Raw genomic sequence first — 12,628 nt, forward strand, 5'->3', positions numbered from 1 at the left:
GTATTCTCGCGCGCGCTCTAGCGTTTGCAGCACCACCTGTCTGGAGATTCAATGGCGGATGTCATCCTGGAGACAAGGAAGCTCACCAAGGAGTTCAAGGGATTTACGGCCGTCAGCGAGGTTAACCTGCAAGTCGAGCGCGGCCACATCCACGCCCTGATCGGCCCGAACGGCGCCGGCAAGACCACCTGCTTCAACCTGCTGACCAAATTCCTGGTTCCCACGTCCGGGCAAATTCTTTTCAACGGGCGCGACATCACCGCCGCCCGGCCGGCCCAGATCGCCCGCATGGGCATCATCCGTTCCTTCCAGATCTCCGCCGTGTTCCCGCACATGACGGTGTTGGAGAACGTGCGCATCGGGCTGCAGCGCCAGCTCGGCACCAGTTATCACTTCTGGCGCAGCACCCGACACTTGAAGCAGCTGGATGAACGGGCGCTGGCGCTGCTTGCTGAAGTCGGCCTGGAGAGTTTCGCCGCCACCCTGACGGCCGATTTGCCCTACGGCCGCAAGCGCGCCCTCGAAATTGCCACCACCCTGGCGATGGAACCGGAACTGATGCTGCTCGACGAGCCGACCCAGGGCATGGGCCATGAAGATGTCCACAGGGTCACCGAGCTCATCAAGAAGGTCTCGGGCGGGCGCACCATTCTGATGGTCGAGCACAACATGAATGTCGTCGCTGGCATCTGCGACCGGATCTCGGTCTTGCAGCGCGGCGCCGTGCTGGCCGAAGGCAGTTATGCCGAAGTCTCGCGCAACCCGCAGGTGATGGAAGCGTATATGGGCACCAGCGACGCCGGCCTGGAAGGAGCGCATCCATGACCGCCGCCCTCGAGATCGCCGGCCTCCACGCCTGGTACGGCGAATCCCACATCCTGCACGGCATCAGCCTGAGCGTGGAAGCGGGCGAAGTCGTCACGCTGCTGGGCCGCAACGGCGCCGGGCGCACCACCACGCTGCGCGCCATCCTGGGCCTGACCGGACGCCGCACCGGCTCGATCAGGGTCAACGGGATGGAGGCGATCGGCCTGCCGACCCACCGAATCGCCCACCTCGGCATCGGCTACTGCCCGGAGGAACGCGGGATCTTTGCCTCCTTGTCGGCCGAGGAAAATCTGATGCTGCCACCCCAGCTCAGCACGAAGGGGGCAGGCGGGGCAGGGACGGGCATGACGCTCGACGAGATCTACGCCATGTTCCCCAACCTGTACGAGCGCCGCAACAGCCAGGGCACCCGCTTGTCGGGCGGCGAGCAGCAGATGCTGGCGGTCGCGCGCATCCTGCGCACCGGCGCGCGCCTGCTGCTGCTGGACGAGATTTCCGAAGGGCTGGCGCCGGTCATCGTGCAAAGCCTGGCGCGCATGATCACGACACTCAAGGCCAAGGGCTATACCATCGTCATGGTCGAGCAGAACTTCCGCTTTGCCGCCCCGCTGGCGGACCGCTTTTATGTGATCGAACACGGCCAGGTGGTGGAGACCATCGCTGCCGCAGAACTCACCAAGAAAATGCCGGTGCTCACCGAGCTGCTCGGCGTGTAATCAACCTATCAGCACTCGCAACAATACAACGGAGACCACATGAAACGAACTGTCCTTGCCCTTGCCACTGCCGCCAGCCTCAGCCTCTCCATGTCCGCCGCGGCACAAGCGCCAGCTGCCGCCATCTCGGGCGACGTCATCAAGATCGGCTTCATCACCGACCTGTCCGGCGTCTACTCCGACGTCGACGGCAATGGCGGCGCGGAAGCGATCCGCATGGCGATCGCCGACATGGGCGGGGCCATCAACGGCAAGAAGATCCAGCTGGTGGTGGCCGACCACCAGAACAAGCCGGACATCGCCGCCTCGAAGGCGCGCGAATGGTTCGACCAGCAGGGCGTCGACCTCCTGATCGGAGGCACCAATTCGGGCGCCAGCCTGGCCATGGCCAAGGTCGCCTCGGAAAAGAAAAAGGTCTTCATCGCGATCGGTTCCGGCACTGCGCAACTGACCAACGAACAGTGCACGCCCTACACCGTCCACTACGCCTATGACACCGTGGCACTGGCGCGCGGCACCGGCTCGACCATGCTCAAGCAGGGCGGCAAGTCCTGGTATTTCCTGACCGCCGACTATGCCTTCGGCCAGTCGCTCGAGAAGGACACGGCCGACGTCGTCAAGGCAGGCGGCGGCACCGTGCTGGGCAGCGTCAAGCACCCGCTGTCGGCCTCGGACTTCTCGTCCTTCCTGCTGCAGGCGCAGGCGTCCAAGGCGCAGGTGCTGGGCATGGCCAATGCCGGCGGCGACCTGATCAATGCGGTAAAGGCGGCCAACGAGTTCGGCCTGAACAAGAAAATGAAGATCGCCGGCCTGCTGGTCTTCATCAACGATATCCACACCCTGGGCCTGAACACCACCCAGGGCATGTATTTCACCGATGGCTGGTACTGGGACCGCACGCCCGAGTCGCGCGCCTGGGCCAAGCGCTATTTCGCCAAGATGAAGAAGCAGCCGTCGATGGTGCAGGCAGGCGACTACTCGGCCACCATGCAGTACCTGGGCGCCGTCAAGGTTACCGGCACCGACAACGCCGACCAGGTAATGGCGCAGCTGAAGACAACCCCGGTGAACGACATGTTCGCCAAGAACGGTACCATCCGCGCGGACGGCCGCATGGTGCACGACATGTACCTGATGCAAGTGAAGTCGCCGAAGGAATCGAAGGGCGCCTGGGATTACTACAAGGTCGTCGCTACCATCCCGGGCGACCAGGCGTATACGAAGAAGGCGGAGAGCAAGTGCGCGTTGTGGAAGTGAAGAGCAGCGCTGCAGGCTGATTGCACCGCCTACCGTAAGACCGTCATCCCGGCGGAGGCCGGGATCCATTTTGCATGCACAGCGGCTGCGCAACGAACTTGGGCATCGGCGTTCGCCGGTGCGACGGTCTTACTGTTAGCGGCAAGTTCATTCATGTAGACCCCGGCGCTTTCGCGGAACGCGCCATCCCAGACCCGAGCCCATGGATATCTTCGGCATCCCCCACCAAGCCCTGCTCAGCCAGCTCCTGCTGGGCCTGGTCAACGGCTCCTTCTACGCCATGCTCTCGCTCGGCCTGGCCGTGATCTTCGGCCTGCTCAACGTCATCAATTTTTCCCACGGCGCGCTCTACATGGTCGGCGCCTTTGCCGCCTACATCGGCGTCACGAGTTTCGGGCTGGACTACTGGACGATGTTGCTGCTGGCGCCGCTCCTGGTGGGCCTGCTCGGCATCCTGATCGAGCGCGCCATGCTGCGCTGGCTGTACAAGCTGGACCACCTCTACGGCCTGCTGCTGACCTTCGGCATCACGCTGCTGCTGGAGGGGACTTTCCGCTCCTTCTACGGCGTCTCCGGCCAGACGCTCGACGTGCCGGAACAGCTGGCCGGGGCCACCGACCTCGGCTTCATGATCCTGCCGAACTACCGCGCCTGGGTAGTGCTCGCCTCCCTGGTCGTCTGCCTGTCGACCTGGTTCGTCATCGAAAAGACCCGCCTGGGCGCCTACCTGCGCGCCGGCACCGAAAACCCGAAACTGGTCGAGGCCTTCGGCATCAATGTGCCGCTGATGGTCACGCTCACCTACGGCTTCGGCGTGGCGCTGGCGGGCTTTGCAGGCGTGCTGGCGGCCCCCGTCATCAACGTCACGCCGCTGATGGGCTCGAACCTGATCATCGTCGTGTTCGCCGTGGTCGTGATCGGCGGCATGGGCTCGATCCTCGGTTCCATCCTCACCGGGCTGGCGCTGGGCGTCATCGAAGGATTGACGCGGGTGTTCTATCCGGAAGGCTCGGAAGTCGTCGTGTTCGTCGTGATGGTGATCGTCCTGCTGCTGCGCCCGGCCGGATTGTTTGGCAAGGAGAAGTAAATGAACAAGAAAATCGGCTACCTGCTCGCGCTGGCGCTGTTCCTGGCGGCGCCCTTCTTTGCCTATCCCGTCTTCCTGATGAAGCTGCTGTGCTTCGCGCTGTTTGCCTGCGCCTTCAACCTCTTGATCGGTTTCACCGGCTTGCTGTCCTTCGGGCATGCCGCTTTTTTCGGCAGCGCCGGCTATGTGACCGGGCACCTGTTGACGGTCGTGGGATTGCCGACCGAGCTGGGCATCGTGCTGGGCGTGGCCGCATCGAGCCTGCTGGGGCTGCTGATCGGGGCCCTGGCGATTCGCCGTCAGGGCATCTATTTTTCGATGATCACGCTGGCGCTGGCCCAGATGGTGTATTTCGCCGCGCTGCGCTCGCCGCTGACTTATGGCGAGGACGGCCTGCAGGGCGTACCGCGCGGCCGCCTGTTCGGGCTGCTGGACCTGTCCAGCGACCTGTCGATGTATTACCTGGTGCTGGCGATCGCGGTGGCGGGTTTTGCGCTGGTCAATCGGATCGTCCATTCGCCCTTCGGGCAGGTGCTCAAGGCGATCAAGGAGAACGAGCCGCGCGCCGTGTCGCTCGGTTACGACGTCGACCGCTACAAGCTGCTGGCCTTTGTCCTGTCGGCGGCGCTGGCAGGGCTCGCAGGGGCCACCAAAACGGTCGTGCTGGGCTTTGAGACCCTGACCGACGTCCACTGGACCATGTCGGGCCTGGTGATCCTGATGACGCTCGTAGGCGGCATGGGCACGATGGCCGGACCCATCCTCGGCGCCTTCCTGGTGATCGCGCTGGAAAACAAGTTGGGCGACCTCGGCACCTGGCTGGCGGAAACGCTCGGCATCGCATGGTTTGCGACCCTGGGCGACTCGGTCGGCATGGTCATCGGCCTGATCTTCATCATCTGTGTTCTCTTGTTCCGTCGTGGTATTGTTGGGGAGATAGGTGCGCTGTTCAAGCGTGGCCGCAAGCTGGCGGCCTGAGCCTGAACGGCAGCGCCCGGCCACCCGGAGCGACCATGCTGGAATCCCATTTCGTTGACGTCCACGGCCTGCGCATGCATTACGTCGGCGCCGGCAAGGGACCTGCCGTCATCCTGCTGCACGGCTTTCCCGATACCCATGCCATCTGGCGCCATCAGATCCCGGCCCTGGTGGCCGGCGGCATGCGGGTCATCGCACCGGACATGCGCGGCTATGGCCTGACTGATGCTCCGCCCGGTACCGGCGCGTATGCCATCGAATTCCTGTGCGCCGACATCCTCGGCCTGGTGGACAAGCTGGGCCTGGACAAGGTCTCGCTGGTCGGCCACGACTGGGGCGGGCTGGTCGGCTGGCAGCTGTGCATGAATGCTTCGCAGCGCTTCGAGCGCTTCGTGGCCCTGTCCACCGGCCACCCGGCGGCGATCGCCAACGCCGGCGTGGCCCAGCAGATGCGCTTCTGGTACATCCTCGGTTTCCTGATGCCGGTCGCGGCGGAGGCGGCGATCCGCGCCAACGACTGGTTCTTCTTGCGTCAGTTGACGAACCGGCCCGAACAACTGGCGCTGTGGCGCGCGGCGCTGGAGCCGGAAGGGCGGCTGACCGCGGCGCTGAACTACTACCGGGCGAACATCAAGCTGGGGCGGCCGCATCACTGGCGTCCGGTCGAGGTGCCGGTGATGGGCGTCTGGAGCGACCGCGATCCGGCCCTCGGCGAGAAGCAGATGCTCGACTCGCTGCATCACTGCCGCGCGGGCTTCCGCTATGAAAAGCTGGAGCGGGCAGGGCACTGGATGCAGCTGTCGGCGACCGAGCGCCTGAATGCCCTGCTGCTCGATTTCCTGCGCCCTGCTGCTGCTTTATAAGGCAGCAGCGTAGATCGCGCGTGCGTCGGCGAGGGTGACTTCGCGCGGGTTATTGCTGAGCAGCCTGGTCTGCAGCATGGCATCGTCCGCCAGCCGGTCGAGGTCCGACTCCTGGATGCCGACCTGGCGCAGCGTCGTCTCGATTCCCGTCACCTTGCCGATTTGTTGCATAGCAGCAATTAGCGCTTGCGCCCGTGCGGTTTCGCTGCCACTTGCTTCGGGTACCACGATGCCAGCCAGTTCCGCATACAGCTTGCCCGCCTGCGGCAGGTTGAAGCGCAGGACATGCGGCAGCACGAGCGAGTTCGACAGTCCATGCGGTACATGGAAGATGCCGCCGATCGGATACGCCAGCGCATGCACCGCCGCCACCGGCGCGTTAGAAAATGCCTGTCCCGCCAGGCACGCGCCGAGCAGCATGGCCTGGCGCGCTTCCAGGTCGCTGCCCTGTTCGCAGGCGCGGATCAGGTTGGTTGATAACAGCGACAGCGCTTCGCGCGCCAGCGCATCGGACAGCGGGTTCTTCTTGTGCTTGCTGGTATAGGCTTCGATCGCGTGCACCATCGCATCGATGCCGGTGGCGGCTGTCACCATCGGCGGCAGTCCCAGGGTCAAGGCCGCGTCCAGCACGGCCAGGTCCGCATACAGCTGCGGCGCGACGACGCCCATCTTGGTGGTGGCACCCGTGGTGACGATGGCGATGTTCGTCACTTCCGATCCTGTACCTGCCGTGGTCGGCACCTGGACCAGCGGCAGGCGTTTTCCCGTCACCTTGCCGATGCCGTAGATCTCGCCAAGCGGCTGTTGCGACGGCGCCAGCACGGCCACCAGCTTGGCCACGTCCATCGAGCTGCCGCCGCCGAAGCCGAGCACGAGGTCGGCCCCCAGGCGGCGGGCGGCGTCGACTGCGTCGAGCACGACGGCTTCGGGCGGATCGGCCACGACACCGGAAAATACCGCGACGCTCAATCCTTGTTGCTCCATGCTGCGCTGGGGCAGGTCAAGCAGGCCGGTGCGAACGAAGCCCGCATCGGTGACGACCAGCACCCGCCGCGTGTTCGGGAAGCGTTCCGCGATGACCTCGCCGAGGCGCGAGGTGATGCCGGGTTCGGAGAGGATCGTGGCAACGGTGCTGAAGGCGAAGGCGGTCATGCGGTGTCTCCTATGTGTGATCGCATCAGCTTAACCCATCCGCAGCCTGTCGCGGAAGGCAGGCGCTGCCGTACAATGCAGCCTCTGCATTCTTTGGCTCCTCCCATGATTGATTTTGCTTGGCTCGGCGTTGCCGCCTTTACCGCCGGGCTGGTCGACGCCGTCGTCGGTGGCGGTGGCCTGATCCAGATTCCCGCCATTTTTTCTGTCCTGCCCAAAGAAGTTCCCGCGACGCTGCTGGGGACCAACAAGTTCGCCAGCATCTTCGGTACCAGCGCCGCCGCAGTGAACTACGCGCGCCGGGTGAGGGTGGCGTGGAGCACGGCGGCGCCGGCTGCCATGGCGGCCTTCGTCCTGTCGTTTGCCGGAGCCTGGACCGTCACGCGCGTGCCGGCGGATTTTGTCAGGACACTGCTGCCGATCATCCTGGTGGCTGTGGCCGTCTATACTTTCAAGAAGAAAGACCTCGGCGCGGTGCATGCACCGGTGCACAGCGGCTTGGCCGAACGCTACTGGGCCATCGGGATCGGCGCCGCGATCGGATTCTACGACGGCTTCTTCGGGCCGGGGACCGGCAGCTTCCTGATCTTCCTGTTCGTGCGTTTCTTCGGCTTTGATTTTCTCAGCGCATCTGCGGCGGCCAAGATCGTCAACGTGGCCTGCAATTTCTCGGCCCTGATGTGGTTCGGTTACAGCGGACATCTGCTGTGGCAGTTGGGCCTGATGATGGCCGTGTGCCAGGTGGCGGGTTCGCTCATTGGCACCAAGCTGGCGCTGAAACATGGCAGCGGCTTTGTCCGCAAACTGTTTCTGGTGGTCGTGTCCGGACTGATCGTCAAGACGGCTTACGATGCCTACACCCAGATCGGTTGGTGATTGTTCCACGTGAAACATAGAGCCGGGCACGCCCGGCTTTTCTTTTTTTCGCTGAGTTTGTTCCACGTGAAACAATCGTATGCCCAGGCTGTGCTCGGGGTAACTGTTCCACGTGAAACAAAATCTGTCGTTTTCAGACCGCTGGAGAGTCCTGTGAGAAAAAAGAATCTATAATCGCGCATTCGTCTCCTCGGTCTGCTCCCATCATGCTATTTCCAACTGAATTCGACGTCATCGTCGTCGGCGGCGGCCATGCCGGCACCGAAGCTGCACTCGCGTCCGCTCGCGCCGGTCAAAAGACCCTGCTGCTGACCCATAACATCGAAACCCTGGGCCAAATGTCCTGCAATCCGTCGATCGGCGGCATCGGCAAGGGGCACCTCGTCAAGGAAGTCGACGCACTCGGCGGCGCCATGGCGATCGCCACCGACGAGTCAGGCATCCAGTTCCGCATCCTGAACTCGTCCAAGGGCCCAGCCGTGCGCGCGACCCGCGCCCAGGCCGACCGCATCCTGTACAAGCAGGCCATCCGTTCGCGCCTGGAAAACCAGCCGAACCTGTGGTTGTTCCAGCAAGCCGTGGACGACCTGATGGTGGAGGGCGATCGTGTCGTCGGTGCAGTCACCCAGGTTGGCGTGCAGTTCCGTGCCCGCGCCGTGGTGCTGACCGCCGGTACTTTCCTGGACGGGAAGATCCACGTCGGCCTGCAAAGCTATTCCGGCGGCCGCGCCGGCGACCCGCCGGCGATGTCGCTGTCGAGCCGCCTGAAGGAACTCAAGCTGCCGCAAGGCCGCCTGAAGACTGGAACGCCGCCGCGCATCGACGGCCGCAGCATCGACTTCTCGGTACTGGCCGAGCAGCCGGGCGACCTCGATCCGGTGCCGGTATTCTCGGTGATGGGCAATGCCGCGATGCATCCGCGCCAGGTGCCGTGCTGGGTCACGCATACGAATGAACAGACCCACGACATCATCCGCGCCGGTCTGGACCGCAGCCCGATGTACACGGGCGTGATCGAAGGCGTCGGGCCGCGTTACTGCCCGTCGATCGAGGACAAGATCCACCGCTTCGCCACCAAGGAATCGCACCAGATCTTCCTGGAGCCGGAAGGCCTCACGACCAACGAGTTCTACCCGAACGGGATCTCGACCAGCCTGCCGTTCGACGTGCAGCTGGCGCTGGTGCGCTCGATGAAGGGCATGGAAAACGCCTTTATCCTGCGCCCGGGCTATGCAATCGAATACGATTACTTCGACCCGCGCGCATTGAAGGCGTCGCTGGAAACCAAGTCGATCAAGGGCCTGTTCTTTGCCGGCCAGATCAACGGCACCACCGGTTACGAAGAAGCCGCCGCCCAGGGCTTGCTTGCCGGCCTGAACGCGGCCCTGCAAACCAAGGGCGAGGAAGCCTGGACCCCGGGCCGCTCGGAAGCCTACCTGGGCGTGCTGGTCGACGATCTGACCACCCAGGGCGTCGCCGAGCCCTACCGCATGTTCACCAGCCGCGCGGAATACCGCCTGTCGCTGCGGGAGGACAATGCCGACATGCGCCTGACGGAAATCGGCCGCAAGCTGGGCCTGGTCGGCGACGCACAGTGGACTGCGTTCGAGACCAAGCGCGAGTGCGTCGCCCGGGAACTCGAGCGCCTGCGCTCGACCTGGGTCAACCCGCGCATCCTGGCAGCCGCCGAATCCGAGCGCGTGGTGGGGCAGGCGATCGAGCGCGAATACAACCTGGCCGATTTGCTGCGCCGTCCGGGTGTGCAGTACGACACCCTGATGACGATGAATGGCCTGGAAGGCCAAGCGCTGGCTGGCCCGGGCGTAGAAAATCCAGCCGTCAAGGAACAGGTGGAAATCCAGTTGAAATACGCCGGCTACATCGACCGCCAGGCCAAGGAAGTGGAGCGTCACGACCACTACGAAAACCTGAAGCTGCCCGAGAACCTGGACTATCTGGAGATTACCGCCCTGTCCTTCGAGGTGCGCCAGAAGCTCGACAAGGGTCGTCCGGAGACGCTCGGCCAGGCTTCGCGCATCTCGGGCGTGACCCCGGCCGCGATCTCGCTGCTGCTGGTGCATCTGAAAAAACGCGGCGCCAAGGGCTTTACCACCACCAATGCGGAGCTGGCTGAATGAAGTATTTTGACCGCGCCGCCCTGGCGCAGGTGCTCGGCGAAGGCATCGCCGAGATGCAGCTCGACCTGAGTTCGGGGCAGCAGGAACAGCTGCTGGATTACCTGGCGCTGATGAACAAGTGGAATAGCGTCTATAACCTGACTTCGCTGCGCGACCCGGTGCAGATGGTCACCCACCACCTGCTCGATTCCCTGGCCGCCGTGCCAGCATTCGCGGGCGCCCGGAACGTGCTGGACGTCGGGGCAGGCGGGGGCTTGCCGGGCATCGTGCTGGCCATCTGCCGCCCTGACATGAAGGTAGCGATGATCGATACCGTGCACAAGAAAACCGCCTTCCTCAAGCAGGTCAAGGCGGAATTAGACCTTAGCAATGTCACGGTGTACACCATGAAGGTGCAGGACCTCGAAGTGAGCGACAAATTCGACGTGATTACGTCGCGCGCTTTTGCCGACCTGTCCGATTTCCTGAACTGGTCGGGACACCTGTTGCTCGAGGGCGGCAAATTCATTGCCCTGAAAGGAGTGGCGCCACCCGAAGAGCAGGAGCGCATTCCGGACGAATGGAAAGTAACCGGTTTGCAGCCGCTGCAGGTTCCAAGGCTGGGAGCCGAACGCCACCTGGTCTTCGTCGAGCGCACCACAGCAGGTTTGAACTAAACAGAATAAACCGTATAAATCGTTTATACCGTTAATACAATACGAACCATTAAAATGGTTTGTACGGTATGAACGGTATAGCGTCTTTCTCCTTGCACCGTAGCATTGCTTCCATGGATAAGAATAGATGGCGAAGATTTTTTGCGTAGCGAACCAGAAAGGTGGCGTCGGCAAGACCACCACCAGTGTCAACCTGTCGGCGGGGCTGGCCAAGCTTGACCAGCGCGTGCTGCTGGTCGACCTCGACCCGCAGGGCAATGCCACCATGGGCGCCGGCATCAACAAGGCGTCACTCAGCAGTTCGATCTACCAGGTACTGCTCGGCGAGGCCGATGTAGCCACTGCGCGCATGCGCTCGGAGGCAGGGCGCTTCGACGTGCTGCCCGCCAACCGCGAGCTGGCCGGCGCCGAGGTCGAGATGGTCTCGCTCGAGAATCGCGAGCGCCGCCTCAAGGAAGCACTGGCCGCGGTGGACCAGGACTACGATTTCATCCTGGTCGACTGCCCGCCCGCGCTGTCGCTGCTGACCCTGAACGGCCTGTGCGCTGCGCACGGCGTGATCATCCCGATGCAGTGCGAGTACTACGCCCTGGAGGGACTGTCCGACCTGGTCAACACGATCAAGAAGGTGCACGCCAACCTGAACACCGACCTGCGCATCATCGGCCTGCTGCGTGTGATGTTCGATCCGCGCATGACGCTGTCGCAGCAGGTCTCGAGCCAGCTCGAGCAGCATTTCGGCGACAAGGTGTTCACCACGATCATCCCGCGCAACGTGCGCCTGGCCGAAGCGCCGTCCTACGGCATCCCCGGCGTGGTGTTCGACCCTTCGTCCAAGGGCGCGCAGGCGTACATCGCCTTCGGCGCCGAAATGGTCGCACGCATCAAGACTATGTAATCCTGAAAAGAGAGCTGACACAGAAATGGCAACCAAAAAATTAAAAGGCCTCGGCCGCGGCCTCGACGCACTGTTAGGGGGCGACAGCGAACCGGCGCCGCCCCAGGCGCCTTCGTCGCTGCGCGTGACGCAGATCCAGGCCGGTAAATACCAGCCGCGCACCCGCATGGACGAAACCTCGCTGAGCGAACTGGCCGCGTCGATCAAGACCCAAGGCATCATGCAGCCGGTGCTGGTGCGTCCGCTGGGGGAGGGTTCGAAAGTCCCTTACGAGATCATCGCCGGCGAAAGGCGCTTCCGCGCGGCCCAGATGGCCGGCCTCGAAGAAATCCCGGTGCTGGTGCGGGAAGTGGACGACCAGTCCGCCGCGGCCATGGCCCTGATCGAGAACATCCAGCGCGAAGACCTGAACCCGCTCGAAGAAGCGCAGGGCATCCAGCGCCTGATCAGCGATTTCGATTTTACCCATGAGCAGGCGGCCAACGCGGTCGGCCGCTCGCGCAGCGCGGTGTCGAACCTGCTGCGCCTGATCAACCTGGCCTCGCCGGTCCAGACCATGCTGATGGCGGGTGATATCGACATGGGCCATGCCAGGGCCCTGCTGGCGGTCGACAGCGCGCACCAGATCACCCTGGCCAACCAGGTGATCGCCAAGCGCCTGTCGGTACGCGAGACCGAAAAACTGGTGGCGCGCGCGATCGAGGAGCAGGCAAGCCCGGCGGCGGCGGCCCGCGCGAAGGACAAGCCGGGCGACATCGTGCGCCTCGAAGAAGAACTGTCGGACAAGCTTGCCACCCCGGTGATGTTCAAGATGGGGGCGAAGGGCAAGGGACAGCTGATCATCGACTTCGCCGACCTCGATATCCTCGACGGCGTACTCGCCCGCCTGCGCGCGTGAACCGTGTCTTGACCTAGGGTGGTCGGGTCTCCCGACCGCGCGTTCAAGAGGCGTATGCATGTCGCACCCGGCACTCGTCAGCCGATTGAACGCGTGGACGGCACAGCCGGCCACGCTACGACAGCTCATCTGTTAAGTATCTGAAAAGATAGAGTTTTCAGCACGTTTTTGTTGTTTTCAGAGCATCTTTACGCCTCAGTTATAAGTCCGGAAACGTTTGACTCACGTCCGTATAACCACTTATAATCCCGCTGATTCGTGTAATTACCACATCGCAACTC

At 63.4% G+C, this 12,628-nt stretch carries 12 protein-coding genes; 11 read left to right on the forward strand and 1 reads right to left on the reverse strand.

Features of this window, described 5'->3' with window-relative positions; genetic code table 11:
- Positions 1 to 51 precede the first annotated feature (51 nt).
- The 6 genes from AC56K1_RS08210 (at position 52) to AC56K1_RS08235 (ending at position 5,729) form a co-directional block, all read left to right on the forward strand.
- The gene (locus AC56K1_RS08210) at positions 52 to 825 is read left to right on the forward strand and encodes an ABC transporter ATP-binding protein (RefSeq protein WP_497157352.1); all 774 of its coding nucleotides are present in this window, start codon (positions 52 to 54) and stop codon (positions 823 to 825) included.
- Positions 822 to 1,544, forward strand: coding sequence for an ABC transporter ATP-binding protein (locus AC56K1_RS08215; RefSeq protein WP_497157353.1), 723 nt, complete (start codon positions 822 to 824; stop codon positions 1,542 to 1,544). Before AC56K1_RS08210 ends, AC56K1_RS08215 begins: the two co-directional genes overlap by 4 nt.
- 39 nt (positions 1,545 to 1,583) lie before the next feature.
- Positions 1,584 to 2,801: an ABC transporter substrate-binding protein gene (locus AC56K1_RS08220; RefSeq protein ID WP_497157354.1), complete on the forward strand. Its 1,218-nt coding sequence runs from the start codon at positions 1,584 to 1,586 to the stop codon at positions 2,799 to 2,801.
- A gap of 202 nt (positions 2,802 to 3,003) precedes the next feature.
- Positions 3,004 to 3,888 carry a branched-chain amino acid ABC transporter permease gene (locus AC56K1_RS08225; protein WP_497157355.1) on the forward strand — a complete coding sequence of 295 codons (885 nt, stop codon included), beginning with the start codon at positions 3,004 to 3,006 and terminating at the stop codon, positions 3,886 to 3,888.
- Positions 3,889 to 4,866 carry a branched-chain amino acid ABC transporter permease gene (locus tag AC56K1_RS08230; protein ID WP_497157356.1) on the forward strand — a complete coding sequence of 326 codons (978 nt, stop codon included), beginning with the start codon at positions 3,889 to 3,891 and terminating at the stop codon, positions 4,864 to 4,866.
- A gap of 35 nt (positions 4,867 to 4,901) precedes the next feature.
- Positions 4,902 to 5,729, forward strand: a complete 828-nt coding sequence (locus AC56K1_RS08235) for an alpha/beta fold hydrolase (RefSeq protein ID WP_497157357.1) — start codon at positions 4,902 to 4,904, stop codon at positions 5,727 to 5,729.
- On the opposite strand, the gene AC56K1_RS08240 is transcribed toward AC56K1_RS08235, so the two are convergent.
- Complete coding sequence (locus AC56K1_RS08240; protein WP_497157358.1) at positions 5,724 to 6,881, reverse strand: iron-containing alcohol dehydrogenase; 1,158 nt, start codon at positions 6,879 to 6,881, stop codon at positions 5,724 to 5,726. The two genes, AC56K1_RS08235 and AC56K1_RS08240, sit on opposite strands and share 6 nt — an antisense overlap.
- Before the next feature lie 105 nt (positions 6,882 to 6,986).
- On the opposite strand from AC56K1_RS08240, the gene AC56K1_RS08245 reads away from it, so the two are divergent.
- The 5 genes from AC56K1_RS08245 (at position 6,987) to AC56K1_RS08265 (ending at position 12,347) form a co-directional block, all read left to right on the forward strand.
- The gene (locus AC56K1_RS08245) at positions 6,987 to 7,757 is read left to right on the forward strand and encodes a sulfite exporter TauE/SafE family protein (protein ID WP_497157549.1); all 771 of its coding nucleotides are present in this window, start codon (positions 6,987 to 6,989) and stop codon (positions 7,755 to 7,757) included.
- A gap of 206 nt (positions 7,758 to 7,963) precedes the next feature.
- Positions 7,964 to 9,895, forward strand: coding sequence for a tRNA uridine-5-carboxymethylaminomethyl(34) synthesis enzyme MnmG (gene mnmG, locus AC56K1_RS08250; protein WP_497157359.1), 1,932 nt, complete (start codon positions 7,964 to 7,966; stop codon positions 9,893 to 9,895).
- Positions 9,892 to 10,551: a 16S rRNA (guanine(527)-N(7))-methyltransferase RsmG gene (rsmG, locus tag AC56K1_RS08255; RefSeq protein WP_497157360.1), complete on the forward strand. Its 660-nt coding sequence runs from the start codon at positions 9,892 to 9,894 to the stop codon at positions 10,549 to 10,551. Before mnmG ends, rsmG begins: the two co-directional genes overlap by 4 nt.
- A gap of 127 nt (positions 10,552 to 10,678) precedes the next feature.
- The gene (locus tag AC56K1_RS08260) at positions 10,679 to 11,449 is read left to right on the forward strand and encodes a ParA family protein (protein ID WP_497157361.1); all 771 of its coding nucleotides are present in this window, start codon (positions 10,679 to 10,681) and stop codon (positions 11,447 to 11,449) included.
- Positions 11,450 to 11,474: 25 nt separating this feature from the next.
- Entirely contained in the window at positions 11,475 to 12,347 is an 873-nt protein-coding gene (locus AC56K1_RS08265) for a ParB/RepB/Spo0J family partition protein (RefSeq protein ID WP_497157362.1), read from the forward strand.
- Positions 12,348 to 12,628 lie beyond the last annotated feature (281 nt).

This window comes from Telluria sp. ZB4P37 (assembly GCF_059685855.1).